The following is a 26344-nucleotide window of genomic DNA, read 5'->3' on the forward strand; positions in this document are numbered from 1 at the left end:
TTTTAAAACGAAGGAGGTGTCAATAGATGTTCTCACATTTAGTCGTAGGTGCCAGCTTGTTTTTCGGTGACATTATCTTTTACGCAGTCTGCTTCTTGATTTTGATGTGGTTGATCAAGATTTTTGCTTGGAAGCCCATTAATCAAATGATGCAAGACCGTGCTGATAAGATTTCTAACGATATCGATTCAGCTGAAAAGTCCCGTGATGAAGCTGCTTCACTTGCACAGCAACGCCAAAGTGCCCTTGCCAATTCTCGCCAGGAAGCTACCACGATTGTTGATAATGCTAAAAAGCAGGGTCAGCAACAACGCGATGGTATCGTGGCTCAAGCCCAGACCGATGCACAATCATTAAAGGTCAACGCGCAAAAGGATATTGAACAAGAACGCCAAGATGCATTGCAAAACGTGCGTAACGATGTGGCTGACTTATCTATTGAGATTGCTTCCAAGATCATTCAAAAAGAATTAAGCGCTGATGATCAAAAGGCATTGATTGATTCTTATATCGAAGGGTTGGGGAAGCAACATGAGTCTTGATAAGGTTACGGTAGCTAAACGCTACTCAAAAGCACTGTTCGAGATTCTTGATGAAAAAGGCCAACTTGATGCTGGCTTTGCGGAACTCGAACAGCTACGTAAAGTCTTCCAAGACAACCCACAATTGGGCACTGCATTAACAGATTCAACCTTAGACTTGTCTAAGCGCGAAGCATTGGTTAAGCCGTTCTTGGATAACTCATCTAGTTACATTCACAATTTGATTCAAATGGTCTTTGATTACAATCGGATGGACGCCATGGTTGAAATTATCAACCAGTTCCAGACTTTGTATGATGAGAAGAACCAAACGGTGTATGCTGACGTGACTACCGCGGTAGCCATAGATGATGCACAACTGGAGAGCTTAAAGACGGGCTATGCAAAACGCGTTGGCGCGAAGCAGGTCATCTTGACCAGTAAAGTTGATGCATCAATTCTTGGCGGGGTTATTATTCAGTCCGAAGGTACCATCTTTGATGGCAGCATTAAGACGAAGATTGCCCGCGTACGTCAGGCACTGTTAGGATAACAACGAGATCTTTATAAAGGGGTGAAACCTATATGAGCATTAAAGCTGAGGAAATCAGTGCTCTAATCAAACAACAATTAGCGGATTACCAAGACGAGATCTCCGTTGATGAAACCGGTACTGTTACCTACGTTGGTGATGGTATTGCCAGAGCTCACGGTCTTGAAAATGCGTTGTCTGGAGAGTTGCTCGAATTCGATAGCGGGGTTTATGGCATGGTCCAAAACCTTGAAAGCAACGATGTAGGTATCGTTGTCCTTGGTGATTTTACTAAGATCACTGAAGGCGATACTGTTAAGCGGACTGGCCGTATCATGGAAGTTCCTGTTGGGGACGCCATGATTGGCCGGGTTGTTAATTCACTAGGTCAGCCAGTTGATGGCAAAGGTGATATTAAGACCGACAAAACACGTCCTATCGAACGAAAAGCACCAGGCGTTATGGAACGGAAATCAGTTTTCGAACCATTACAAACCGGTATGAAAGCCATTGACTCATTGGTTCCAATTGGTCGTGGCCAACGTGAATTGATCATTGGTGACCGTAAAACAGGTAAGACTACTGTGGCCATCGATACGATCATTAACCAAAAGGATCAAAACATGATCTGTGTCTACGTAGCTATCGGGCAAAAGGAATCAACTGTCCGTAACTCCGTAGAAACACTTCGGAAGTTTGGCGCAATGGATTACACCATTGTCGTTACTGCGGGTCCTTCTGAACCTGCACCATTGCTTTATATTGCACCGTATGCTGGTGCCGCAATGGGTGAGGAATTTATGTTCAATGGCAAGCACGTTTTGATCATCTATGATGACTTATCAAAACAAGCCGATGCCTATCGTGAACTGTCACTGATTCTTCGTCGGCCTCCTGGTCGTGAAGCTTATCCTGGTGATATTTTCTACACCCACTCACGGTTGCTGGAACGGGCCGCAAAATTGAGTGATGATCTTGGTGGCGGTTCAATGACTGCCTTACCAATTATCGAAACTAAGGCTGGGGACGTTTCGGCGTACATTCCTACCAACGTTATCTCCATTACCGATGGTCAAATCTTCTTGGATAGCGATTCATTCTATTCAGGTGTTCGGCCAGCCATTGATGCCGGGACTTCTGTCTCTCGTGTTGGTGGTGACGCTCAAGTTAAGGCGATGAAGAAGGTTGCCGGGACGTTACGTCTGGACTTGGCTTCATACCATGAACTGGAAGCCTTCGCGCAATTCGGTTCTGATTTGGATGAAGCTACCCAAGCTAAGCTGAACCGTGGTGCGCGTACCGTGGAAGTTTTGAAACAACCACTGCACTCACCACTGTCAGTTGAAAAGCAGGTCTTGATCCTGTACGCCTTGGATGAAGGCTTCCTTGACAAAGTTGAACTTGACGATATTGCTAAGTTTGAAAGCGACTTATTCGATTACTTCGACAGTAACCATGCTGACATCCTGAAAGGGATCGCTGACACTGGTCAACTGCCTGATGGTGATACCTTTAAGGCAGCTATCAAAGAATTTGCAGATACCTTTTCAGGTTCAGCTGACGAAGAGACAGCTGAAGCGAATAAATAAACCTTGAGGAAGGATGGTGAGAGCTCATGGCTGAATCGATGAGTGACGTTCAACGTCGCATTGTTTCAACAAAGAATACACGACAGATCACGACGGCGATGCAGATGGTTCAATCTTCAAAGTTGAATCAGATTCAAAAAGCGGCAGTCGGTTATCAAGACTACGTGGCCAAAGTCAAGGCTGTTGTGATGCATCTCGCAAAATCTCATCTTTTAGATGATTCCTCGAGCGATTCGCAATCCAAGGGGTCGAAAAAAACGGCTTATTTGGTCATTACCTCTGATCGAGGAATGGTCGGCAGTTATAACAGTAACGTTTTACGTGAGGCAAATACGTTTATCGACGAGCATAATGCTGGTGGTGAACACATGATCCTTGCAGTGGGCGGGACTGGTGCTGATTTTTACAAGAAGCGCGGTGATAACGTGGCCTATGAATACCGCGGTGTCAGTGACGTGCCAACGTTTAATGAAGTACGTGAAATTGTCAAAACCGTAACTTCGATGTATGAAAATAACGTTTTCGATGAATTGTATGTCTGCTATAACCACTTTGTTAACCGGCTGGTATCCCGCTTCCGGGCGGACAAGATGCTGCCAGTTGACAGTGAAACGTTGAGCACAGATACTTCTGAAGAAACTGAATCTGCGCCTCTGACTGCAGCTTACGACATGGAACCTTCTGAAAAGGAAGTTCTGGACGTTGTTTTGCCACAGTACTCAGAGAGTTTAGTCTTTGGTGCAATTCTTGACGCTAAGACGTCAGAACATGCATCGAGCTCGAATGCCATGAAGTCAGCCTCAGATAATGCGACTGACTTGATTGGCGAACTTGAGTTGCGATATAATCGTGCCCGTCAAGCAGCAATTACGACTGAAATTACTGAAATTACTGGTGGGCAAGAGGCATTAAATAATTAAGACGGGAGGAATTAACGCATAATGAGTTCTGGTAAAGTTGTTCAAGTTATCGGACCAGTTGTCGACGTTGAATTCCCGTTGAGCGATAAATTACCCGATATCAATACTGCCCTTCATATCATGAAGGAAGATGGCAGCTTCTTAGTAACCGAAGTGCTCCTTGAATTAGGGGACGGGGTTATGCGGACCATTGCCATGGATGGTACTGATGGTCTTCGTCGGGGGATGGAAGTTGAAAACACTGAGTCTTCAATTTCTGTGCCAGTTGGCGATGACACCTTAGGTCGTGTGTTTAACGTTCTTGGGGATCCCATTGACGGCGGTGCCGAATTCGGCCCAGATGCCGAAAGAATGCCAATTCACCGTGATGCACCAAAATACGATGAATTGAACCCAACTTCTGAAATTCTAGAAACTGGGATTAAAGTTATCGACTTGTTAGCGCCTTACGTTCGTGGTGGTAAGATTGGGTTGTTCGGTGGTGCCGGTGTCGGTAAAACTGTTTTAATTCAAGAATTGATCCACAACATTGCGCAAGGTCATAACGGTATCTCTGTCTTCACAGGTGTCGGTGAACGTACCCGTGAAGGTAACGATATGTACTATGAAATGAAAGGCTCAGGTGTTCTTGAGAAGACGGCCATGGTCTATGGTCAAATGAACGAGCCACCTGGTGCCCGGATGCGGGTTGCTTTGACTGGTTTAACCATCGCGGAATACTTCCGTGATGTTAAGGGCCAAGATGTGCTGTTATTTATTGATAACATCTTCCGGTTTACCCAAGCCGGGATGGAAGTTTCAGCCTTACTTGGCCGGATTCCTTCAGCCGTTGGTTACCAACCAACGCTGGCTACTGAAATGGGTCAGTTGCAAGAACGTATCACGTCTACGAAGAAGGGGTCAATTACCTCTATTCAAGCCGTTTACGTTCCTGCCGATGATTATACCGACCCTGCTCCAGCAACGACTTTTGCCCATTTGGACGCTACCACCAACCTGGAACGTGCTTTGACGCAACAAGGGATCTATCCAGCCGTTGACCCGTTGGCATCAACTTCGACTGCCCTTGACCCACAAGTTGTTGGTCAAGAACACTACGATGTTGCAACGGAAGTACAACACGTTTTGCAACGTTACCGTGAGTTAAAAGATATCATTTCTATTTTAGGGATGGACGAATTGTCAGACGAAGAACAGACCATTGTTGGTCGTGCTCGTCGGATCCAATTCTTCTTGTCACAATCATTTAGTGTTGCCGAACAATTTACTGGGTTACCCGGTAAGTACGTTCCCGTTTCTGAAACAGTTAAGGGCTTCAAGGAAATCCTTGAAGGTAAATACGACGATCTTCCAGAAGACGCCTTCCGTAACTGTGGCCCAATCGAAGACGTTGTCGAAAACGCTAAAAAGATGCAGGCAAACTTGAACAATTAAGGAGGGGTTCTAAATGGCTGATTCTCAATCGGTTTTAACCGTTAGTATCGTAACCCCCGATGGTAAAGTTTATGATAACGAGAAAGCTACACTGATCGTCGTAAAGACGCAGCTTGGTGAACTCGGGATCATGCCGAACCACGTTCCTGTCATTGCCTCATTGGCGGTTGATGAAGCTCGTGTACAATCTGTCGATGGTAAGGATGTCGACGAAATTGCTGTTAACGGCGGTTTTGTTGAATTTTCCGAAAACACCGCAACGATTGTTGCCGATACAGCTGAATGTCAGGACGACATCGACGTTGACCGTGCTAAGAATGCTCAGAAACGTGCTGAGGCACGCATCAAAGAAGCACAACAAGCACAGGATACAGATGCCTTGAATCGTGCTGAAGTTGCACTTCGGCGAGCTGTTAATCGAATTAACGTCGCTGGCAAATAAAGTTGGCTATGATGAAAGCACCCAAACCTCTGGTTTGGGTGCTTTTTTGATAGAAGCGGCGAAAGGCGTTTACATGCTGACTTTTGCTTTCTGACATTCGTTTCTGCCCCACTTTGCCTAACAAGCGTGTTTTTGACCTTAGTTTTTTTGTAACTTGGTTGTCTGAAAAAGACCTATAATTTTTAAGCAGCCTTGCTAACTTGCGGGGGTGATTTAAAAAACGGTTCAGGATTTACGCCGACTGTTCATTTAGCCTCGAAGATATGAGATTGAATGATAAAAAGGGACTTTTGGAAATACAACCTGGTGAATTTAGTGTGGGAACGCAACGGTGTCACCAGGCATACTGAGGCGGCATTTTGATTTGCAGCAAAGCAATCAAAAAGATCGGTCCACACAAGTGCGTCAAAAAAAACGGGTGATAATGCTATAACCAAGCCGGGTAGACCATTACAAAATAATCAAATTTCATCCCGCAAGCGTCTTTTAAAACGATTAGGTTTTACGATACTTGTACCTAACAATAACCAGATATATCAGTAGCCATTCACCAATCAGTGACAGTGAATTGGTAACTACAACTGACCGGTATAGCGGTGACTTTGTGAATGAATCGTGGTCGAACGTATTGCTATCAACGTTTTAAAAATGTGCAGTCACCTCTGCGTTTCACCCTGTAGATCCGTCAAGGTCACTATTCGCCAAATTCCAAACAATTATAAGGTTTTGTGTCGCGATTGCACGGTTCAAGTAAATTCGTAATATTACAAATGACACGTTACTAGCGACAACCCCTAGAAACTATGCTATATTTTAGGAGTAATTCAGAAAGGAAAGTTAGCTTATGCGAACAATCGGGACACAGGCCCTCTTGACTCTAATCAGTCATTTTATTTTTATCTTTGTTGCATTTTGGAGTATTCAAAAATTGCACATTGAAAATGTGATGAGGCTCTACCCCACACAGGCTCGGGTATTAATTGTTATGTTGTCTGTTGCGGTAGGATATACCTGCAGTTCTTTTTTCCTGAATTTTATTGATAATGTCCGTAACTTAATTTATATGTTTAAGTAACGAGACACGTGGAGGGAATTAAAGTGGAAAAAATCATTGTGCATGGCGGAAACCGTCTGCAAGGATCTGTACATATTGAAGGCGCAAAAAATGCGGTACTACCAATATTGGCAGCATCGATCCTAGCAGAACGCGATGAAATGGTGTTAACAAACGTGCCGATTTTATCAGACGTTTATACGATGAATAATGTTTTAAAGTTTTTGAATTTGGATGTTGAGTTCGACGAAGCACACAACACAGTGCGTTTGAATGCCGCCAAGAAGCTGTCGACTCAAGCACCGTTTGAATATGTATCAAAAATGCGTGCCTCAATTGTGGTCATGGGCCCATTATTGGCTCGTTACGGACACACACGGGTTGCAATGCCAGGCGGTTGCGCGATTGGATCGCGACCAGTGGATCTGCATCTGAAGGGCTTCGAAGCCTTGGGTGCTACAATTAATCAACAGGACGGCTACATCGAAGCGAAAGCTGATCAGTTGGTAGGGACAAACATCTACTTGGACTTTCCAAGTGTCGGTGCCACCCAAAACATTATGATGGCTGCGACGTTGGCTAAGGGTACCACAGTAATTGAGAACGTTGCGCGCGAGCCGGAAATTGTCGATTTGGCAAACGTCTTGAATAAGATGGGCGCAAAAGTTCGTGGGGCAGGCACTGAGACGATTCGTGTTGAAGGTGTGACCGCCTTACACGGCACGACACATCACGTTGTCCAAGACCGGATCGAAGCTGGGACATTCATGGTTGCTGCAGCCTTGACTCAGGGTGACATCCTTGTTAGGGATGCTATTTCTGAACACAACAAGCCCCTGATTTCCAAACTTGAAGAGATGGGTGTTACGGTAATTGATGAAGATGCAGGCGTCCGCGTTATTGGGCCAAAGGTCTTGAAACCAACCAACGTGAAGACGATGCCGCATCCAGGGTTTCCAACGGATATGCAACCGCAAATGTCAGTACTACAACTGGCAGCAAAGGGCACTAGTACCTTGACTGAAACTGTCTTTGAAAATCGGTTTATGCACTTGGAAGAACTTCGACGCATGAATGCGAACTTCAAGATTGAGGGTCGCACAGTCGTTTTATATGGTCCGACGAATTTCAACGGCGCTGAAGTTGCCGCTACTGATCTTCGGGCAGCTGCCGCACTTGTCCTTGCAGGGCTGGTTGCTAACGGATACACACAAGTGACTAACTTGAAGTATTTGGATCGCGGCTACTACGATTTTCACAAAAAGCTTGCCTCATTGGGGGCTGAAATCGAACGTGTTTCAGTTCCAGAACAAGAAGAAGTTGTTTTGAAATCTAAAGCTCAAGATTAAGTAAAGATGGGGTTAAATTGCCCCATCTTTTTTATGGATACATAGTCTCGAGGTACGGGCTATGCTATAATTAACGGTTGAGATATTAAATTCAGGAGGAATCAATTAGGATGGCTAAAGATATTGGTATTGATTTAGGAACTGCCAATGTACTTATCTACGCAGTGGGTAAGGGAATTGTGTTAAACGAGCCGTCAGTGGTCGCTGTTGACACCAAGACAAACCAGGTGCTTGCGGTTGGGTCAGAAGCTTATCGCATGGTTGGCCGGACACCAAGTAATATCCGGGCAATTCGACCATTGAAGGATGGGGTTATTTCAGATTTTGACATTACTGAGAGCATGTTATCTTACTTTATCAGTAAGTTGAATGTGAAGGGCTTTTTATCAAAGCCGAACATCATGATTTGTGCCCCAACAAACATCACTGAAATCGAGCGGCGGGCAATCATCCAAGCCGCTGAAAAATCAGGTGGTGCAAAAGTCTATCTTGAAGAAGAACCCAAAGTTGCCGCTGTTGGTGCAGGGATGGATATTTTCAAACCTCGTGGGAACATGGTTATCGATATTGGTGGTGGGACTAGTGATATTGCCGTCCTTTCGCTTGGCGATATTGTGGCCAGCAAGTCGATTCGGATCGCCGGTGACGAACTGAACGTGAACATCATTAATTACTTGAAAACCAAGCATAATCTGCAGATTGGTGAACGTACTGCTGAAACCATTAAAATCCAAATTGGTACCGCTTATCTTGATGAGAACGACCAAGACAGTTTAGAAGTTCGCGGACGTGATTCCGTAACTGGGATGCCGCGTTCTGTGGAAATTACGGCTGAAGAGATCCGGCCAGCAATCAGTGTGGTCATGGATCAAATCGTCAACGCTGCCAAAGAAGTCCTTGAAATTGTACCGCCTGAACTAGCATCAGATATCATTGACCGCGGTATCATGCTGACCGGTGGTGGGGCTCTCTTAAAGGGCATCGATAAGCTCTTCATTGACCGCTTAAAGGTTCCGGTTGTTATTTCGGATAGTCCGTTGGATAACGTTGCCAAGGGTGCCGGGGTTTTACTGGAACACATGGACACTAATTCGAAAAAGAGCCGTAAAGCAAATAAGTAAGTGAGGCTGTTATGAAAAAAGTGCTGATGATCATGGTCCGCGGGTATCAACGGTTTATTTCACCGTTGTTTCCGCCAACCTGTCGCTATTCGCCAACCTGTTCAAGCTATATGCTGACAGCGTTGCAAAAACACGGTGCCATCAAGGGTGCCCTGATGGGGATTGCTCGCATTTTGCGGTGCAACCCGCTGGTGCACGGTGGTTACGATCCGGTACCAGATCATTTTAGCCTGCGCCGAAATAAAAAGGCCGAAATGGCCTATATTGAAGAAATGAAATTAAAGTAGTCAGTAAGTTATTGGCTGCTTTCTTTTTTGTGAGTATCTTCTCATACGGTGGTGTTCAGTATTTTTCACTCCACGCTACTAGTGATTCTAAAACAGAAATGCGTTAAAATAAGGATTGTTCTATTTTAATGTGTCGTAAAACAAAATAAGGAGTTCAGTATGTCCAAGAAAAATCAACCGATCGGTGTTGCCATCGATGAAGTTCAACAGGGAGAATTAACCGTTCTCCAGGTTTCTATTAAAGATCAAGTGATCGGCATCATTAAGCCTTCAGATAAAACGTTTGAGGTCGATATTGATGGCGATCAACCGGTAAAAGTCAAGACACAGGATGACGGCATCGAATACCTCATCCAGGCCTACAATTTACACCACTAGGGCGTTTTCTAAAAAAGGCTTAAAAGTGCCATTCAGATAAGCGCAAACAACTAGTGAATGCTTATAATATAAGCTGAGTGTGAAAGGAGGGGCGTGTTTTGGCAGAAAAGCTTCGTGAAAATAAAAACGAAGAAGAATCACGAATCGACTATGGCGTTATTTTTTGTGTTTTAATGTTAGCCATTATTGGGTTGGCCTCAATTTATGTTGCGGCGACTCACGATTCAAGTTCAACAAACGTCACGTCAGAAATGGTTTCACAGGTTGCCTGGTACGTTATCGGGACGATTGCCGTTGTCATCATTATGCAGTTTGACTCAGAACAATTATGGAAGGTTGCCCCGATTGCCTACTGGCTAGGGATTTTCCTCCTTGCGTCCGTGTTGGTCTTTTACAGTCGGTCGTACTACGCGTCAACGGGTGCTAAATCTTGGTTCGCCATTGGCCCGTTAACGTTTCAACCGTCTGAAGTTATGAAACCGGCCTACGTGTTGATGATGGCTCGAGTGATCAGTGATCACAACCATACGTACTATCACCACACGGCACGAACTGACTGGATGCTGATTGGTAAGATGCTGGCTTGGACGGTTCCTATTCCAATTTTACTGAAGTTTCAAAATGACTTTGGGACGATGCTGGTGTTCTTTGCCATCTTCGCCGGGTTAGTATTAATTTCAGGTATTACGTGGAAAATCATTCTTCCAATTGGCATCGGCGCAAGCGCAATCGGTGGCAGCACGCTGATGTTAGTGGTCACAACTGGTGGGCGGCAGATCCTGGAAAAATTGGGGTTTCAAGCCTACCAGTTCTCACGTATCGATACTTGGCTGGATCCTTCAGGTGAAACGTCAAATCAATCTTATCAATTGTGGCAAAGTATGAAAGCCATTGGTTCCGGTGGTGTGTTTGGAACTGGCTATAACGTGTCAAAAGTTTATGTGCCCGTTCGAGAATCAGATATGATTTTCTCGGTCATTGGTGAAAACTTCGGGTTTGTCGGCAGCTGTATTCTGATTCTGCTGTATTTCTTGTTGATCTACCAAATGATTCGGGTCACGTTTGATACTAAGAATGTCTTTTATGCGTATATTGCAACGGGTGTCATCATGATGATCCTGTTCCATACGTTTGAAAATATTGGGATGAACATTGGGCTCTTACCACTGACTGGTATTCCATTACCATTTGTTAGTCAAGGTGGATCGGCATTGATTGGGAATATGATCGGGATTGGCTTAATCATGTCGATGCGTTATCATTATAAGAGTTACATGTTCAGTCGCAGTGATGAATTTGAATGATCATCAAATTCAAAACCGATTGAAATTGTGTGTCAAAATTTAATGTTGAGGTGAAGGATAATGAACGAACAAGCAACTTATTTTTGGACCAAAGAAATTAACGGTAAGACCCGCGTGGGTTTGACTAAAGCTGGTCAAGACGAATTGGGTAGCATCAAGTTCGCACATTTACCAAAGGTTGGCGATTCAGTTAAGGCCGGCGCAACACTGATCAGTGTTGAAGCTGAAAAGGCCGTTTCTGATATCGACAGTCCCGTTAGCGGCAAGGTTGCTGCGGTTAATCCACAACTGGATAATGACTTTGACACCTTGAACAGCGCAAGTGTCGATGATGCATGGTTAGTCGATATTCAAACGGCGTAATTTTAAAATGACAGTTTGATGATAAGTGTTGCTTGACTTTTAGAATTGAGCTGAGTATACTTTTGTCATTGACTTGAATTGAATAGTAAGTGGCAAGATGAGTAGGCTGGGCAACGGGCTTAGAGAGTCCTCGCAAGGTGAGAGAGGATCCCGGGTAAACGGTCGAAGATGGTCTTGCAATAACTGTGACGGTGAGTTTTTAATGAGCCGTGGCTGGTTAACGTCCACTATCGCGTTGGGTCATTTAGGTGACTCATTGAGGTTGCTGTCGCGAGACAGTGACGAACTAAGGTGGTACGCGAAACGCTTCGTCCTTAACTAGTGTTAGACTAGTTGGGCGAAGCGTTTTTTATTTTGTCACATGACAGTGTTATTTATGGAAAAGGAGGGGATATCAGTTGATTGAATTTAAGGACGTGTCGAAAACATTTACAACTAAGGACGGGACATTAAATGCTGTCCAACACGTTAACTTCAACATTGAGGACGGCGAGATCTACGGTGTCGTCGGGTATTCCGGAGCTGGTAAATCGACCCTTGTGCGGATGTTAAATGGGTTGGAAACACCCACCAGCGGGGCAATCGATATCAACGGCGACAAGATTTCAGAATTAAGCGGTACAGCGTTAAGAAAAAAGCGTCAAAAAATCGGCATGATCTTCCAACACTTTAACTTACTCTGGTCGCGGACGGTGATTCAAAACGTCTTGTTCCCTCTGGAAGTTGCCGGTGTCAGTAAGAAGGAACGGCGCGACAAGGCGCAACGACTGGTTGATTTGGTTGGACTGACGGGTCGGGAAAATTCGTACCCGTCAGAGCTATCCGGTGGCCAAAAACAACGGGTCGGGGTTGCCAGAGCATTGGCCAACGATCCGGAAATCTTAATTTCAGATGAAGCAACGAGTGCACTGGATCCGCAAACAACGGATGAAGTGCTGGACCTCTTGCTGAAAATCAACAAACAGTTGAATTTGACGATTGTTTTGATCACTCATGAAATGCATGCGATCCGTAAAATTTGTGATCACGTTGCTGTGATGGAAGAGGGAAAAGTCGTTGAACGCGGCACCGTGTTCGATGTTTTCCGTAACCCCAAGCAGGAGATTACAAAGAGGTTCGTTAACAAGGAAGTTGACCCATCACTTGCTGATACCAACATCGTGTTGGCCGATTTGATCAAGAATTATCCGCAAGGGGTTTTGATCCAACTAGTCTTCCACGGTGATCAGGCCAAGCTGCCGATTGTTTCGGAGATGATTCATAAGTATCCGGATCTTCAGGTCAGCATCATTGAAGGCAGTATCCACCAAACACAAGAGGGCGCGATCGGGTCGCTGTTCTTACAGCTGATTGGTGAACAAGAAAGCATCGATGGCGCTCAGGCGCTGTTAAAGAAGATGCGGGTAGAAACGGAGGTCATTCACCATGACTAATGGGTCATACTTCGCGTTTCATACCGTTGATTGGAACAGTATGTGGGGCGCAACTTGGGAAACGATTTGGATGACCTTGGTTTCAATGGTCGTCGTTGTCATTTTGGGTATTTTGTTAGGGCTGCTGCTGTTTGAAACCGGCGACAGTAATAACTTCTTTGCCAAGGCATTGAACTGGTTAGTATCGCTGTTCGTTAACGTTTTCCGGTCAATTCCGTTTATCATTTTGATTCTGCTATTATTGCCGATCACCAAGAACCTCGTGGGTACCATCATTGGCCCCACGGCGGCTCTGCCATCGTTGATCGTTTCAGCGGCGCCGTTTTATGCGCGGATGGTCGAGGTTGCGTTACACGAAATTGATCACGGGGTGATCGAAGCGGCTGAGGCCATGGGGGCCAGCGAGACGCAGATCATTTTAAAGGTACTGATTCCGGAAAGTATGCCGGCGCTGGTTTCTGAAGCAACTGTCACCACCATCTCGTTAATTGGGTATACCGCAATGGCCGGTGCCATTGGGGCTGGTGGTTTAGGTAACCTGGCGTACATCGACGGGTTTGAGACCAACAATAACACCATCGTGTTAGTAGCGACCGTGATTATTGTACTCATTGTGTTTGTGTTTCAATTTATTGGGGATTTTCTTGTTCGCCGAATTGATAAGCGGACATTATAAAAGAAAACAACTTTTTGGGAGGAATCATCATGAAGTTATCAAGACGTGTGTTAGGTGTGTTAGGTGTTGCGGCAACCGCCGTATTGTTAGTGGGTTGTGGGAGTAAGTCTTCAAGTAAGAAGATGACCACTTTGACTGTGGGCGCTTCACCAGTGCCGCATGCTCAAATTTTAAAACATGTTAAACCACAACTTAAAAAAGAGGGTATTAACTTAAAGATCAAAGTGTTCCAAGACTACGTAATGCCTAACAAGGCGTTAGCCGACAAGGAATTGGATGCAAACTACTTCCAACACATTCCATTCTTGAAGCAATGGAACAAGGAAAACCACGGTACCTTAGTTAGTGCCGGCGGCGTTCATTTGGAACCAATCTCAGCTTACTCAAAGAAGTACAAGAGTTTGAAGGATGTTAAGGACGGGTCAACAATTCTTGTCAGCAGCAACACTCCTGATTATGGCCGTGTCTTGACCATTCTGAAGGACGCTGGACTGATCAAGATCAAGAAGGGCATTGATATCACCACTGCCAACTTCTCAGATATTACCTCGAACCCGCGTCATCTGAAGTTCAAGCACAGTTACGAACCTAAGTTGATGCCTACCATCTACAAGCAGGGTGAAGGCGACGTTGTCTTTATTAACGCTAACTATGCCGTTCAATCCGGTTTGGATCCCCGGAAAGATGCCATTGCAACTGAAAAGAAGTCATCACCGTACGTCAACGTTGTTGCTGTCCGGAAGGGTGACCAGAACAAGCCGGCCATCAAGAAGTTGATGAAGGCTTTGCAATCTAAGTCTACTCAAAAGTGGATCTACAAGCACTACAAGGGTGCCGTTTTACCTGCTAAGGCATACTAGAGACTAAGGTCAGGCAAATGAAGTACTAAAGAGGCTGGGTAATAAGGCTATGTGCCTATGAACGGGCAACAAACGACCGCTCCCAACCATAAAAGAACCATGTAAGTTCCCACCTGAAAACCCAAATTTGGGCTTTCAGGTGGGAACTTTTTTTATTCTGGGCGTAATACCGACCATCGTCCCACGCACCTTCTGAAAAGTGGATTCACTGGTATGGCGACTTGGACGAGGCGCTCAAAATCGTCATAGAGATGGGACACAAAAAAACTGCTAACCATTTGTTGGCAGTTTTTTTGTGTGAAGTCCAATATCAGTTGAAGCCATTGATCTAAAAAACGTTATTGACTTTTAAAAGGCCACCCTTTATAGTTAACTACATGAGTAACTAACCAATTAAGACGATGGAGGAGTTCGACATGAACGCAAACGCAGTTGTCTCAGTGCGAGACCTACACAAAACCTATGGTAAGGCGGGGGAGAAACAATATGAAGCGTTGAAGGGAATCGACTTTGACGTTCAGCCTGGTGAATTTGTTGGTATCATGGGAGCTTCGGGTTCTGGAAAGTCAACACTGTTAAACATCTTAGCCACACTTGACCAGCCAACTAGCGGCAAGGTGACCATTGATCAGCAGGATGTGACGACTTTAAAGGGTAACCAGATTGCTGACTTCCGGGCAAAAAAAGTCGGCTTTATTTTTCAAGATTTCAACCTGCTGGAAAATCTGACCAACTATGAGAACATCGCCTTGCCGTTGTCGTTACAGAACATGGCAAGTTCGAAAATTAAAATGGCCGTTGATGCCGTTGCTAGTCAGTTATCAATTGCCGAGACATTGCCAAAGTACCCAACTGAAATTTCGGGTGGTCAAAAGCAACGGGTAGCGGCGGCGCGGGCATTGGTTGCGCAGCCAACCATCCTGTTTGGTGATGAACCTACGGGAGCTCTTGATTCCAATAGCGCAAGGGACCTGCTGGAAATGCTGACGAGCGTTAATCATGAGCAGCGCGTCCCAGTATTGCTGGTGACCCATGATCCCTTTTCGGCCAGCTATTGCCAGAGGATCCTGTTCATTAAAGATGGCAAAATCGGGCAAACACTGCACCGGGAAGGCCGCACGCAACAGGCATTCTACCAAGAGATACTTGATGCTCTGGGCACATTCAACTAGGAGGAAACATCGTGTTAAACAAATTAGCATTTGCCGGGATCAAAAGCCGGTTAAAAGACTACGTGGTGCTTTTTTCAGGGCTGGTAATGTCCAGTGCCATTTTCTACATGTTTGAGGCGCTGGCTACCAACCAGTCATTTATCAAAAATAACACGTCGGTGTCGGGCGCCAGTTTCATCTTTCAACTGGGCGCTGTGCTGTTGACCATCATCACACTCGTCTACATCTTCTATGCCAATTCATTTTTAATGAGTATGCGCCGTCACGATTACGGAATGTTTATGATGCTGGGCGCCAAACAGCGGAAGATTGGCCAGCTGATCCTGCTGGAAACGGTGGTGATCGGGGTCATTGCTAGCGTTATCGGTATCTTGGTTGGCTGGTTATTGACCGGCACGCTTGGCAACTTCATGATGTCAGTGGTGATCGGCAGCCGACTGAAACACTTCAGTGCGTTTTACTTACCCGCTGTTGTTACAACTGTTGGGCTCTACCTTGGGCTCTTCCTTATTGCGGGTGTTGTGAACTGGTTGAGTTTGACGAAGACTCAGGTTCTGCAATTACTAAAGGGTGATCAGCAGCCTAACCGACCCGTATTGAAACCCGTTTTGCAAGTGGTGCAAGTCATCGGCGGACTGATCTTACTTGCTGTTGGCTATTACTGCATGGCGCACGTTCAGACAATTGGTCTGTTCGCAATTCTGATTGCGCTTGTCACCATCGTCTCAGGGACCTATTTTCTATTTAATGCAATTTTTATTTGGCTGGTACTCTTACTAAAGCGAACATCCTGGGCGACTAAAGGACTTAACACCTTCACATTGTCACAGTTGCAATTTCGTATTCGCAACTACACAAAAATGCTGTCAGTCGTGTCGATTTTGTTTGCCTTGGCACTTGGTGCGATAACGGTCGGCATTGGATTTCACCGGCAGATCGACCTGATGGCAAACGTTAATTCACCATATACAATGGCAATTCCAGATGCAACAACGGTAACTCAAAAACGTGTTGACCAGTTAAAGTTGGCTACTAAGGCCACTTACCAGCAAAAAGAAACGAAGACCACGGTCTATTACAACGCTGCTGAATTAAAAACAACACCGTTGCAACGCGTCACTACAACGCTCGCAGAACTGCAAAAACAGCACCGTAGCAACGTTACCGTTCATTACGGCACAATGAGCACGACACAGCTTCAAAAGAACCCAGTGGACTTGGAATTGCTTCAGTCGGGCGCTCAGCAGACGAAGATCGCGAAAGTGGTTTCAGCGGCACAGTTTGCGCGCATAAAGGGCACAGCTCACAAGCTGCTGGTTTTCCGAGTGGCGAATTTAAAAGCCGACCAGCAGGCGTTGAAGACTATTCAAAAGGGTGAAAACTTGGCTGCTGGGACTGTCCTTCCCGGCGGTTACGGGATGCTGGTGCTCAGTACAGCTATTTACGGTGGCCTTGAATTCATGGGCCTATTCCTTGGAATTGCGTTTCTTGCGATGCTTGCCAGCTGTCTCATGTTCAAAATCTTGAGTGGGGCATCAAGCGATAAGCAGCGATATAACATGCTGAACAAATTGGGCACTCGTGGCGGTATCCTGCGTCGCTCAATCAACCGTGAAGTGGGCGTATTATTCACCCTGCCTGGCATTGTCGGCGTCATTCATGTCCTGTTTGGTCTCCAACTATTTAAACTATTGATGATAAATCCGTACGATCAGATCTGGATACCATTTACAATCTTTATTCTGTTGTATATCATTTACTATGTGATTACTGTGAGACTATACGAACGAATCGTATTGCCGGAGATTCAAATTAACAATTAGGCGCGAGCGGTTGTGTCACTAAAAAATGATGGGAAGGAATATAGCCAAAAGCGGGTGGTGAATAATGCAGTTTAATTTTGACAGTACAGAACCGCTGTATCTGCAGGTGGCTGATCAATTGGAAGAGGCCATCTTCTTAAATAGTTTTCAGGAGGGTGAACAAGTGCCATCCACCACGGAAATTTCAAAACAGTTCCACATCAACCCGGCAACGGTGCTGAAGGGAATGAACATCCTTGTGGACAGCGGCTTTTTAGAAAAAAAACGGGGGTTAGGCATGTTTGTGACGACTGGCGCGAATGACAAAATTCGGACGAAACGGCAGGATGAGTTCTACGCTGATTTCGTGTCCAACCTGGTCAGTGAGGCTAAAAAATTATCATTACCGGAAACGGCCATTATTGAGATGGTGAAGAGGGGGTTTGAGCGATCATGAATGCGATAAAAGTGACGCACTTATCCAAGCAATTTGGGAAGCAGACGGTGCTGGCCGATATTAATTTAACGATTGAGCCAAATACCATTTATGGGTTGTTGGGGCGAAACGGCGCCGGGAAAAGTACGCTGTTAAACCTCATCACTAATCGGCTGCCTAGTCCGGCGGGGATGGTGACTATCGGCGGGGGCAACGTGACCAATAACGATGCCCTGCTGAACCGTATTTACATGATGAGTGAAGCCAATCTTTACCCATCACGGATGCCGGTCAGCGAGATTTTTAAACTGACGGCTGACTTATATCAGGGCTTTGACAAGGATTATGCGGATGCGCTGGTTGCAAAATTTGAACTCGACCCGCGGACCCGGTTCAACAAGTTGTCTACCGGGTATCGCTCGGTCATGAAATTGATTATTGCCCTAGCCGTCGATGTGGATTACGTTTTCTTGGACGAACCCACTCTGGGACTGGATGCAAACCACCGTCAACTGTTCTATGAAGAATTGATCGATAGCTATGCGGAAAGGCCACGGACGTTTGTGATCTCAACCCATTTAATTGAAGAAATAGCTAACGTTATCGAGCGGGTATTCGTGATTCAAGACCACCGATTAATGATCAACGATACGACGGAAAACGTGCTGCAGGAAGGCTATGCGATTACCGGACCGTCAACAGAAGTTCAGACGTACACTGAAGGATTGAACGTGATTGGACGCGAGAGTCTGGGAAACTTGCTGGTCCAGTACGTATACGGCAAGTTGGATAATGACCGGGAGATTCCGGATACTGTTACGGTCAGTCATATTGACCTGCAGAAACTCTTTATCTACCTAACAAGTCAGGGGGGCCATCGTGAGATTTAAAGTTGCTTTTTCCTATCTATTAAGAACCTATCTGAAGACATTGGGCTTCTTTTATGCGTGCGCAGTTGCGGGAATCGTCATTTTACCCGCCCTGATTACCGTGATTCTCGGCCAAGCTCAGCACTATACCTTGGCTGACGCCCTTCCTGGCGGTCTGACCGCTATCGTTCTGGGCTTTTACCTGATTGTTTATGGCGCTATCACCTATGATGGCTTTAAGCTGTTTATTCAAAACGGTATTGGCCGGAAAACCTATTTTTGGTCAAAAACGGCAGCTCTTGGGGTCATCATTCTCTTTGGGGAATTGATCAATATTTTATACGGCTGGATATATGAAAATGTCATTACGACCCGCCACGGCGGCAGTATGATGTTTTTTGAACTCTATGGCAAGTACTTCCACAACAAGGCTATTGACTGGCTTTCGGTAGTTGTGATCACCGTGTTGTTTATTGGGTGCTTCTTAGCAACCAGCATGGCAGTCGGCAGTCTTTTAGGGTTGTTCAGTCGGCGAATCCAGGTCACGCTGGTGGTTGGTATTCCCATACTGTTGTTTATCATTTTGACAGTGCTGATCTCGGTAAACACTACCAGCAGCCTTAAACTAACTTGGATCTACGATGTACTCACCTTTATGGCGGGGTATCATAAGCAGGCGGTGGGGCAGCTAAACCCGTTTGCACCGATGATTTCCGGCGCGGTTTATATTCTGATCATGCTTGGCATTTCGTACGGATTTACGCTTAAATTACGCGTGCCACGTTAAATGACACCTGTTGCATTATTAATCTTGGCCGAAACATGCTAAAATGTCATTATTAGCAAAATTAACGCTTTTAAACTAAATTAGAAATGGGGCGAACATTGTGGACAATCAAATTGAGACGTTACGGCACCAGTTGGAGACCTATAAAAACGAGGTTAACGCGGGTGAGCTGTACCAGTCACTGGGCCCAAAGCTTGAGAGTTTAATCAAGGACGTCAAGACTGTGCCACAGACCCCAGTTCAGCTGCCGGATGATGACGATGGCATTAGGCCGTTGTTGTTACAGCTGAACGACCAGATTCAAAATGAGGCACTAACTGAATTGCGTGATCAGGATGTTATTTCCTTGCTCCATCATATTGGGTCCCCAGATCCGAAAATTCGGGATAAGGGGATCTATTTCCTATTTAACGACCTGATTCAACAACACTTACTGACGAACAGTCAGATGACGATGATGGTGCGGTATCTCAGCAGCGATAGTGTCTTATTCGGTCACATTTTGGAACCCGAAAACGATGCTGTATATCAACGTTCCTTTGCGGTCTTGCTGCTTTCGGTGGTGATTTATGCTGACCGAGTCGCTTACCATTTTTTGGATGACGAATTAGAAGCCCAGGTGGTCGACCAATTTGCATTGTATGTGTTGCTGGAGCGCGATACCCGTGGGTTTGTTGGCCAACAGGGCTGGGCACACGCCTACACGCACATCGGTAATTTGTTGGATGAATTGTCTGAACGCTCACGACTCACGCGGGCGGATAAGCTGTTGTTGCTGGCCTTGATTATTGAACGCTATAAACAATTGGACGGAGCACTGATTTTTGGTGAACCGCAACGGTTAGCCGGCTATTTCTCGCGTTTAACAAATAAAAATCAGCTTTACGCGGATTATTTTTTAACCCAGCTTAAACGTTGGCGTCAAGAAATGATTATTATCCAGTCTGCTGAAAGTGAAGGGGTCTGGAACCGGGTTTATAACCGTGGCCGCCTTATTGAAGCAATGATCATCAGACATGATTTTAACGATCAAATTATGGATTATTTGAATTCAATTATTGATTTTCTGGCTTGAACACAGCGAAATTAGCGCTAATGCCACCCCATGATTTATGATTCTGGGGTGGCGCGTTGTTCTAAGCACAATAGCTGAAGTGCGTTATGGAAGGCGAGGTGTCTTCTCATCAACAACTTTAGCTGCTCACGTTTTAGGCATCAAAGCTGAAACGTGTTTCGAAAGACCAGGGACTGCGCTTAAAGTAACTTCCGGCAAATAGATACAAGTTTGAAATTTATTGCCCGAAGACGCTTACGCACCGTCCCGTAACCGCCTTTCTCCACACTCTATAGTAAAGGACACCAACATGAAGTCGAGTTATTATAAACGCTTATTTTCTATGAGCTATCGGTTATTAAAAGTTCGCTCAGTCAATCTTGGCTGGCTGCTGTTAATGGCCCTGCTCATGACCATGCAAATTCTCATGTTAAATGCCGGCCTGGTCGTTGCCAAGCTGGTTTTGGTCGTGTGTTTTCTGGCTGGGTTGCCTTTTGAAGTGACCCTTGTCACCACGGCGCTATTTGCATCGAATCAGCTTTTAAATCAAAACGACTTGCTTCTGCTCACCGCTTGGCGGCGATTTAAGAAACATTGGTTGCCGCTGATTGGCATGGAACTGTTGTTGGTGGTGATTTGGGCGCCATTTGGCGACGTCGGATTTTCATCGGCGCTCATCAATCTTGTGACAGTGCCACGGCACATGATGGATAATTTTGTCATGTACCGCCACTACTGGTTGGTTGTGGTTTTTATCTGCTACTTGATTGTGCTGACTTTGTTTATGTTCGTCACGTACCGGGTCGTTAACAGTATCATTAACCGCCACGAACCGCGACGGCACGGTTTAAAAACGCTTTGGCAATTTCAACGCGTTTTTATTCGGCCGTTTATTCGGTTAATGGTGCCGGTCGTCATTATCGATGAAGCCGTTATTTTCGGTTTCCGAGCCTTATCTACAATGATTTCATCGCAATCACTTGGGAAACTGATCAGTATCGTCATCATGATTATTTTAATTACCTTCACCGTCATGGCACTAAGTTGTTTGATGGTGGCCATCGTTTGGGAAGCATTGGGACAGCCATCCTTTACGCCTGTTTTTGACAACTATGATGCAACGCACACAATGGCGTGGTTTCCAACTGGGTTGGTCTTGTTGCTGGTTGCGCTGTTTAGTCTCCAAGCCTTTCACTTTAGTTCTCCTGCCTCTGAGTCCACAACGGTGGCGCACCGGGGGGCGATTGAAAATAATGGGGTTCCGAACACATTGGATTCTTTGGAGAAGACAGTGAAGCATAATCCTAGTTATGTTGAGATCGATGTGCAGGAGACCAGCGATGGCAAGTTTGTCGTGTGCCATAATCAAACGGTGCGCGAGGCACGTAATGGCAAAACGGAAAATATCCAAAAAACTTCCTTGAAAAAACTGACAACGGTGAAGGTCAATGAAGATGGGCGTAAAACTTATCTAACGGATCTAGCAGACTATTTAAAGGTCGCTAAAAGCTTTAAACAACGGGTCATTGTTGAAATTAAAGTGACGCCGGATGATTCAAAAAATTTGGCCAAACGATTTGTTAAACAGTATGGCAATACGTTGGTAGCAAATCGCGATTTTGTGCATACCATGAACTATCATACCGTGAGTGAATTGAAAAAATTGTCACCGAACCTGATCGTCGGTTACATCGTACCCTTCAATCTGGTTTCGATTAAAAAATTACCCGCAGACTTTTATTCGGTGCAGGCAATCGGCCTTGGCAAAACCATTGTGCAACAGGCGCATTCCATTGGTGCACCCGTCTTTGCATGGACCCCGAACCACCTCAGTCAGATGCAGTTGATGCGGGTCTACGGCGTTGATGGGCAGATTACTGACCGGCTTAACGTGCTGCAGGAAATGAATCGCGAACAGCCGAGTCGTTTTAATTGGGCAATTATTCAAAGTTTAATCAGCCAATTTATCTGACCTTTACGTAGGTATACGTAAAGGAGATGATGAGCATGACAGAACGTTGTGCGTGGGCAGCCAAGAGCACCCAATTATTGCTGTACCACGATCTAGAGTGGGGCGTTCCCACTCGGGATGAACGCCAGTTGTTTGAGAATTTGTCACTGGAAATTTTTCAGGCAGGATTGAATTGGCAACTGGTGTTAAGTTATCGACCAGCGTTGCGGGAGGCACTTTATGATTTTGACCCCGAACGATTGGCTTTGCTAACTAGGGAACAGCTCGAGGCACTTTATGGCAATGAAACCATTATTCGCAATCACCAAAAAATCGATGCCATCGTGACGAACGCCAAGGTGCTTGTGGCGCTGCATGACCTCGATTGGTCGTTTAGTGAGGCAGTCTGGGCGAACGCGGTCCTTTTGCGGCAAGTGCATGAGGCTGACGTGGTCGCCCGGTTCAATGCTGATTTGGTGCATACACTTAGTCATTTAGGGTTCAAACGGATCGGGTTAAAGTCCTGTTATGCGTTTTTGCAAGCATCTGGCGTGGTCAACGACCATGATACTGGGTGCTATCGCCGCGCAGAATTACTTTAAGAAACCAAAAAAGCGCGACAGCAAGGATTTTTCCTTGTTGTCGCGCTTTTTAAAATGATTATTCACCAGTTGTCTTTTGAGCAGGTTTGTTTTCCTGATCCGTTCTAACAACCAGCACGTCGCAAACGGCGGTCCGTGTTACATATTCGGTAACAGAACCAATCAAGAGACGTTCAACAGCGTTCAAACCAGTGGCACCAATCATAATCAGATCAATGTCTAACTTCTTTGGAATTTCACGGGAAATGATGGTTTTTGGCGCACCGTACTCGATTGAGTAATCCACATCAGAAATTCCGGCATCCTTAGCTTCTTGGATGTATTTGTCCAGAGTCTTCTTGGCGGTATCGGTCACTTCTTCCACCATGGTTGTATCAAAACTAGAAATATTTTGAAACGCTCGCGTATCCACAACGTGAACCAAATGAAGGTCCGCATCATTCCGTTTGGCAACGGCAACGGCTTTCTTGAAGGCTAATTCAGCCTCGTAGGAACCATCTACTGGTACTAAGATATGATTGTATTGTTGTAGCATCATGACTCACCTCTCTCACTTGTTAACTCTATCTTACGTTATTTTGCCGAAAATAAAAAGAAAAAAGTGGTGGCGTTTTCAAAGAGAGTAGAGCCAGGCGTCTAAGGGGCGGCGCCTAACGGACTTTGAGCCCAAAAGCCCGAGCCTGATTTTTGGGCTCAGAATCCGTTAGGCTGTTGGCCCTTGCCTTGAGGAGCTCGTTTCAACTCGAGGACCGGAGCGTAGTGAGAAGATGAACTTTTCAGAAAATAAAAGGTGACGCTTACCGAAGATGGCAGCGACAACATCTTTCAGAATAATTAAAACACGGCGCCAACAATAAAGCAGCCTGCCGATCACTTTCAGAAAATAGGCTTCAATGATCCGCTCAAGCGCCACAACAAATCAAGCCAAATAAAAAACGTTCAAGGCCAGACGCCCCAAACGTTAAAAATTAATAAACGCGCTTTCGCAACTATTACTTAACTTTCGGAAAGAAGCTCACAAGCATCAGCTGCACACCAACAATGTCCGCCACGCCAAGAAAGAGTGCGACACAGATAAAGATGGTGTTTTGACTGATCGTAGCCGCTGCGGCGACGATTCCCAAAATAATCAGCGAATAGCCGCCGAATTTAATTACCCCAGATAAAGGTTTGTTTTCTTCGGGATGGAAAATCAAAAATGATTTATGTTGGTGCGCCAGGAAGAACCCGCCAATAAAAAAGGTCAGCAGGGTGTAAATAATCATCAGTATGGTGATGGCCAAAATAAAAACCTCCAAATTCGCTCTTAACAAAGAAAAAGGCTGGCTTACAAGGTGCAAGCCAGCCCTCAAAGTGTTGCCACTTTGAAAGATCTAATAGTGCCGTTAATTGCCCGATAGGTTTTGGCCCGCTTGTAAGCAGGTGGGACGGACAGGTCATGTCTTTGACTACCAAGTGATAAGGCCTGTCATCGCCATGAACATCTACCCATGTCCCAATGTAAAACTAATTGTTCGGCAAACACGTATGATGGGCAAGGCGAACACCCTAGAACTCACAAGTATGTTAGCACAGAAACGCTGTTTTGACAAGCTTTGTGACTAGTGCCCCTGGGCCTTTCGCAATCGTGTATATTGCTCGCCAAGTGCGGTTTCAAATTTACCATTTTGTTTTGGTTCATAGTACTGGGCATTCTTGATTGGATCAGGTAAGTACTGCTGCTTGACCCAATCGTTTGGAAAACTGTGCGGATACTTGTAATCGACCCCGTGGCCGAGTTTGGCGGCTCCAGCGTAGTGGGCATCTTTCAAATGTGCCGGAATATCGCCGCCGCGACCCTTTGCCACGTCACTCATGGCAGCATCGATTGCTGCCATTCCTGAATTGGATTTCGATGACAGACAAAGTTCGATAACCGCGTCAGCGAGCGGAATACGACCTTCAGGCAGGCCAAGATGTTCCGCGGCATAAACCGCGTTAACGACCCGTGAACATGCTGGGGGATTGGCCAGACCAATATCTTCGTACGCAATAACCATTAACCGGCGCGCAATCGACTGCATGTCACCCGCTGTCACCAACCGAGCGAGGTAGTGCAACGCTGCATCGGTGTCGCTTCCGCGAATCGATTTTTGAAACGCAGAGATGACGTCATAGTGGGCATCACCGTCTTTATCGTGACTGAAGGCCTTTTTTTGAACGCACTCTTCAATAATCGGCAGGGTGAGGTGAATAATATCATCATCAGCCGGCGTTGATTTAGCAGCCAGTTCCAGGCCGTTGAGTGCACTTCGTAAATCCCCATTCGTGGCGGTGGTTAAAAAGGTCTCAGCATCGTCATCTAATTGAATATTCTCATCACCTAACCCGTTTTGCTTATCCGTTAAAGATCGGTTGATAGCCGTTCGAATATCGTCCGGGGTTAGTGGATGGACTTCAAAAATCTGGGTTCGACTACGGATGGCAGGATTGATGTTGATATAGGGGTTTTCGGTTGTCGCTCCGATCAGCACAATACGGCCGCTCTCTAGGTGGGGCAGCAGGAAATCCTGCTTTGTTTTATCGAGGCGGTGGATTTCATCTAATAGCAGAATGACGGTGCCGCTCATTTTGGCTTCTTCAGCAACAATCTGTAGGTCCTTTTTTGAATCAGTTGCGGCGTTTAATTTTCGAAAAGCATACTTTGTTGACCCAGCAATCGCACTGGCAATACTGGTTTTCCCGGTTCCAGGCGGGCCGTAGAGAATCATTGAGGATAGCATTTTCGCCTGCACCATGCGGCTGATGATCTTTCCGGGGCCAACTAAGTGCTGCTGGCCGATGACGTCTTCAATTTTTTGTGGCCGCATGCGATAGGCAAGTGGTTGAGGCAAGTTAGTCACTCCTTTCAGTGAACAATAGAAACGTCGTCAAACCGAAGTCGACGACGTTGGTGATGCTATAATCCAAATCGGTGTTTGAGTTTATCAATCATGGAATGCGGTTGTTTCGGCGTATCAGTGTTGGCCGGTTTGTCTGGATACTTGTCGCTAGCAGCAATCGGGTACACATTGATGGCCGTTTTAGCAACGACGACAAAACCAGCACTGTCTGGCTGATGCGGATAAAACTCGTCTGAAACGATGGTGAATTTCGTGCCAGCCTTACTGGCGATACCCATATAGGGTGCAAGCTCGGCAGCTTCGAGGTGGCCATTGAAGATGACCTGGTAGTCCGGGTTTGCCTTGATCTCCTGATTGAGGGCATCTTGGAATTGTTTAGCGCGGATCTGCTGGACAGAAACCAGCAGGGAGACGCGTTCACGAAAGGTCCCCAAGTATTGACGCTGCTCATCCGGGTGCAACATTGGCGTCCCGTAAATGGCATTGTCAAGGTGGGCACTCATTTGATCTTTTTCTGGCATACATC

Annotated in this window: 28 protein-coding genes; 24 read left to right on the forward strand and 4 right to left on the reverse strand. The window is 45.7% G+C overall.

Translation table 11 applies throughout. The features are described 5' to 3' along the window. Window positions 1-26: 26 nt before the first annotated feature. From atpF to FC82_RS04165, 24 genes are all read left to right on the forward strand, one after another. The gene (gene atpF, locus FC82_RS04050; protein WP_054760787.1) at window positions 27-542 is read left to right on the forward strand and encodes a F0F1 ATP synthase subunit B; all 516 of its coding nucleotides are present in this window, start codon (window positions 27-29) and stop codon (window positions 540-542) included. Further along, the gene (atpH, locus tag FC82_RS04055) at window positions 532-1074 is read left to right on the forward strand and encodes an ATP synthase F1 subunit delta (RefSeq protein WP_054760785.1); all 543 of its coding nucleotides are present in this window, start codon (window positions 532-534) and stop codon (window positions 1072-1074) included. Before atpF ends, atpH begins: the two co-directional genes overlap by 11 nt. Before the next feature lie 32 nt (window positions 1075-1106). Further along, the gene (atpA, locus tag FC82_RS04060; protein WP_054760782.1) at window positions 1107-2642 is read left to right on the forward strand and encodes a F0F1 ATP synthase subunit alpha; all 1536 of its coding nucleotides are present in this window, start codon (window positions 1107-1109) and stop codon (window positions 2640-2642) included. A 26-nt stretch (window positions 2643-2668) separates the two neighbouring features. Then, window positions 2669-3562, forward strand: a complete 894-nt coding sequence (locus FC82_RS04065; RefSeq protein ID WP_054760780.1) for a F0F1 ATP synthase subunit gamma — start codon at window positions 2669-2671, stop codon at window positions 3560-3562. A 21-nt stretch (window positions 3563-3583) separates the two neighbouring features. After that, window positions 3584-4996 (forward strand): F0F1 ATP synthase subunit beta, encoded by a 1413-nt coding sequence (gene atpD / locus FC82_RS04070; protein ID WP_054760778.1) that lies wholly within the window; start codon window positions 3584-3586, stop codon window positions 4994-4996. Window positions 4997-5009: 13 nt separating this feature from the next. Further along, a complete protein-coding gene (locus FC82_RS04075; RefSeq protein ID WP_054760776.1) occupies window positions 5010-5438 on the forward strand; it encodes a F0F1 ATP synthase subunit epsilon in 429 nt (142 codons plus the stop codon). 844 nt (window positions 5439-6282) lie between these two features. Further along, window positions 6283-6513 carry a DUF1146 family protein gene (locus FC82_RS04080; protein ID WP_056996280.1) on the forward strand — a complete coding sequence of 77 codons (231 nt, stop codon included), beginning with the start codon at window positions 6283-6285 and terminating at the stop codon, window positions 6511-6513. A 23-nt stretch (window positions 6514-6536) separates the two neighbouring features. After that, the gene (gene murA, locus FC82_RS04085) at window positions 6537-7841 is read left to right on the forward strand and encodes a UDP-N-acetylglucosamine 1-carboxyvinyltransferase (RefSeq protein ID WP_054760774.1); all 1305 of its coding nucleotides are present in this window, start codon (window positions 6537-6539) and stop codon (window positions 7839-7841) included. A gap of 110 nt (window positions 7842-7951) precedes the next feature. Then, window positions 7952-8962: a rod shape-determining protein gene (mreB, locus tag FC82_RS04090; protein ID WP_054760772.1), complete on the forward strand. Its 1011-nt coding sequence runs from the start codon at window positions 7952-7954 to the stop codon at window positions 8960-8962. Between the two features lie 11 nt (window positions 8963-8973). Continuing rightward, complete coding sequence (gene yidD, locus FC82_RS04095; RefSeq protein ID WP_056996281.1) at window positions 8974-9249, forward strand: membrane protein insertion efficiency factor YidD; 276 nt, start codon at window positions 8974-8976, stop codon at window positions 9247-9249. 159 nt (window positions 9250-9408) lie between these two features. Further along, on the forward strand, window positions 9409-9627 hold the full coding sequence (locus FC82_RS04100) for a DUF2969 domain-containing protein (protein WP_054760770.1): 219 nt from the start codon (window positions 9409-9411) through the stop codon (window positions 9625-9627). A 98-nt stretch (window positions 9628-9725) separates the two neighbouring features. Beyond that, a complete protein-coding gene (locus FC82_RS04105; RefSeq protein ID WP_056996282.1) occupies window positions 9726-10931 on the forward strand; it encodes an FtsW/RodA/SpoVE family cell cycle protein in 1206 nt (401 codons plus the stop codon). Window positions 10932-10991: 60 nt separating this feature from the next. Then, window positions 10992-11294: a glycine cleavage system H family protein gene (locus FC82_RS04110; RefSeq protein ID WP_054760767.1), complete on the forward strand. Its 303-nt coding sequence runs from the start codon at window positions 10992-10994 to the stop codon at window positions 11292-11294. A gap of 398 nt (window positions 11295-11692) precedes the next feature. Next, a complete protein-coding gene (locus FC82_RS04115) occupies window positions 11693-12727 on the forward strand; it encodes a methionine ABC transporter ATP-binding protein (RefSeq protein ID WP_056996283.1) in 1035 nt (344 codons plus the stop codon). Beyond that, window positions 12720-13403 (forward strand): methionine ABC transporter permease, encoded by a 684-nt coding sequence (locus FC82_RS04120; protein ID WP_054760765.1) that lies wholly within the window; start codon window positions 12720-12722, stop codon window positions 13401-13403. The genes FC82_RS04115 and FC82_RS04120 overlap by 8 nt, the downstream gene beginning before the upstream one ends. 29 nt (window positions 13404-13432) lie before the next feature. After that, window positions 13433-14263, forward strand: a complete 831-nt coding sequence (locus tag FC82_RS04125; protein ID WP_056996284.1) for a MetQ/NlpA family ABC transporter substrate-binding protein — start codon at window positions 13433-13435, stop codon at window positions 14261-14263. 416 nt (window positions 14264-14679) lie between these two features. Further along, window positions 14680-15435, forward strand: coding sequence for an ABC transporter ATP-binding protein (locus tag FC82_RS04130; RefSeq protein WP_054760762.1), 756 nt, complete (start codon window positions 14680-14682; stop codon window positions 15433-15435). Between the two features lie 11 nt (window positions 15436-15446). Beyond that, on the forward strand, window positions 15447-17258 hold the full coding sequence (locus FC82_RS04135) for an FtsX-like permease family protein (RefSeq protein WP_056996285.1): 1812 nt from the start codon (window positions 15447-15449) through the stop codon (window positions 17256-17258). Between the two features lie 64 nt (window positions 17259-17322). Beyond that, entirely contained in the window at window positions 17323-17694 is a 372-nt protein-coding gene (locus tag FC82_RS04140; RefSeq protein WP_056996286.1) for a GntR family transcriptional regulator, read from the forward strand. After that, a complete protein-coding gene (locus FC82_RS04145) occupies window positions 17691-18563 on the forward strand; it encodes an ABC transporter ATP-binding protein (protein ID WP_056996287.1) in 873 nt (290 codons plus the stop codon). Before FC82_RS04140 ends, FC82_RS04145 begins: the two co-directional genes overlap by 4 nt. After that, complete coding sequence (locus tag FC82_RS04150) at window positions 18553-19329, forward strand: hypothetical protein (protein ID WP_056996288.1); 777 nt, start codon at window positions 18553-18555, stop codon at window positions 19327-19329. The genes FC82_RS04145 and FC82_RS04150 overlap by 11 nt, the downstream gene beginning before the upstream one ends. Before the next feature lie 100 nt (window positions 19330-19429). Next, entirely contained in the window at window positions 19430-20404 is a 975-nt protein-coding gene (locus tag FC82_RS04155; RefSeq protein WP_056996289.1) for a DUF2785 domain-containing protein, read from the forward strand. Window positions 20405-20726: 322 nt separating this feature from the next. Further along, complete coding sequence (locus FC82_RS04160; protein ID WP_161939740.1) at window positions 20727-22355, forward strand: glycerophosphodiester phosphodiesterase family protein; 1629 nt, start codon at window positions 20727-20729, stop codon at window positions 22353-22355. A gap of 35 nt (window positions 22356-22390) precedes the next feature. Continuing rightward, a complete protein-coding gene (locus FC82_RS04165) occupies window positions 22391-22936 on the forward strand; it encodes a DNA-3-methyladenine glycosylase I (protein ID WP_065101471.1) in 546 nt (181 codons plus the stop codon). A 58-nt stretch (window positions 22937-22994) separates the two neighbouring features. Here FC82_RS04165 and FC82_RS04170 read toward each other — a convergent pair whose 3' ends face one another. The 4 genes from FC82_RS04170 to FC82_RS04185 all read right to left on the reverse strand — a co-directional run bounded on the left by FC82_RS04170 (window position 22995) and on the right by FC82_RS04185 (window position 26339). Continuing rightward, window positions 22995-23471, reverse strand: coding sequence for a universal stress protein (locus FC82_RS04170; RefSeq protein ID WP_054760802.1), 477 nt, complete (start codon window positions 23469-23471; stop codon window positions 22995-22997). 457 nt (window positions 23472-23928) lie between these two features. After that, entirely contained in the window at window positions 23929-24219 is a 291-nt protein-coding gene (locus FC82_RS04175; protein ID WP_054760744.1) for a hypothetical protein, read from the reverse strand. 318 nt (window positions 24220-24537) lie between these two features. Then, a complete protein-coding gene (locus FC82_RS04180; protein ID WP_056996291.1) occupies window positions 24538-25809 on the reverse strand; it encodes a replication-associated recombination protein A in 1272 nt (423 codons plus the stop codon). 65 nt (window positions 25810-25874) lie between these two features. After that, window positions 25875-26339 carry a YueI family protein gene (locus tag FC82_RS04185; RefSeq protein ID WP_054760742.1) on the reverse strand — a complete coding sequence of 155 codons (465 nt, stop codon included), beginning with the start codon at window positions 26337-26339 and terminating at the stop codon, window positions 25875-25877. Window positions 26340-26344 lie beyond the last annotated feature (5 nt).

This window comes from Secundilactobacillus collinoides DSM 20515 = JCM 1123 (assembly GCF_001435975.1).
Classification (GTDB): Bacteria; Bacillota; Bacilli; order Lactobacillales; family Lactobacillaceae; genus Secundilactobacillus; species Secundilactobacillus collinoides.

Excerpts from the sequence above, each read along its gene's own strand:
- atpF (WP_054760787.1), top strand. The coding sequence starts at position 27 with ATGTTCTCACATTTAGTCGTAGGTGCCAGCTTGTTTTTCGGTGACATT.
- atpH (WP_054760785.1), top strand. The coding sequence starts at position 532 with ATGAGTCTTGATAAGGTTACGGTAGCTAAACGCTACTCAAAAGCACTG.
- atpA (WP_054760782.1), top strand. The coding sequence starts at position 1,107 with ATGAGCATTAAAGCTGAGGAAATCAGTGCTCTAATCAAACAACAATTA.
- FC82_RS04065 (WP_054760780.1), top strand. The coding sequence starts at position 2,669 with ATGGCTGAATCGATGAGTGACGTTCAACGTCGCATTGTTTCAACAAAG.
- atpD (WP_054760778.1), top strand. The coding sequence starts at position 3,584 with ATGAGTTCTGGTAAAGTTGTTCAAGTTATCGGACCAGTTGTCGACGTT.
- FC82_RS04075 (WP_054760776.1), top strand. The coding sequence starts at position 5,010 with ATGGCTGATTCTCAATCGGTTTTAACCGTTAGTATCGTAACCCCCGAT.
- FC82_RS04080 (WP_056996280.1), top strand. The coding sequence starts at position 6,283 with ATGCGAACAATCGGGACACAGGCCCTCTTGACTCTAATCAGTCATTTT.
- mreB (WP_054760772.1), top strand. The coding sequence starts at position 7,952 with ATGGCTAAAGATATTGGTATTGATTTAGGAACTGCCAATGTACTTATC.
- yidD (WP_056996281.1), top strand. The coding sequence starts at position 8,974 with ATGAAAAAAGTGCTGATGATCATGGTCCGCGGGTATCAACGGTTTATT.
- FC82_RS04100 (WP_054760770.1), top strand. The coding sequence starts at position 9,409 with ATGTCCAAGAAAAATCAACCGATCGGTGTTGCCATCGATGAAGTTCAA.
- FC82_RS04110 (WP_054760767.1), top strand. The coding sequence starts at position 10,992 with ATGAACGAACAAGCAACTTATTTTTGGACCAAAGAAATTAACGGTAAG.
- FC82_RS04120 (WP_054760765.1), top strand. The coding sequence starts at position 12,720 with ATGACTAATGGGTCATACTTCGCGTTTCATACCGTTGATTGGAACAGT.
- FC82_RS04125 (WP_056996284.1), top strand. The coding sequence starts at position 13,433 with ATGAAGTTATCAAGACGTGTGTTAGGTGTGTTAGGTGTTGCGGCAACC.
- FC82_RS04130 (WP_054760762.1), top strand. The coding sequence starts at position 14,680 with ATGAACGCAAACGCAGTTGTCTCAGTGCGAGACCTACACAAAACCTAT.
- FC82_RS04140 (WP_056996286.1), top strand. The coding sequence starts at position 17,323 with ATGCAGTTTAATTTTGACAGTACAGAACCGCTGTATCTGCAGGTGGCT.
- FC82_RS04145 (WP_056996287.1), top strand. The coding sequence starts at position 17,691 with ATGAATGCGATAAAAGTGACGCACTTATCCAAGCAATTTGGGAAGCAG.
- FC82_RS04160 (WP_161939740.1), top strand. The coding sequence starts at position 20,727 with ATGAGCTATCGGTTATTAAAAGTTCGCTCAGTCAATCTTGGCTGGCTG.
- FC82_RS04165 (WP_065101471.1), top strand. The coding sequence starts at position 22,391 with ATGACAGAACGTTGTGCGTGGGCAGCCAAGAGCACCCAATTATTGCTG.
- FC82_RS04170 (WP_054760802.1), bottom strand. The coding sequence starts at position 23,471 with ATGCTACAACAATACAATCATATCTTAGTACCAGTAGATGGTTCCTAC.
- FC82_RS04185 (WP_054760742.1), bottom strand. The coding sequence starts at position 26,339 with ATGCCAGAAAAAGATCAAATGAGTGCCCACCTTGACAATGCCATTTAC.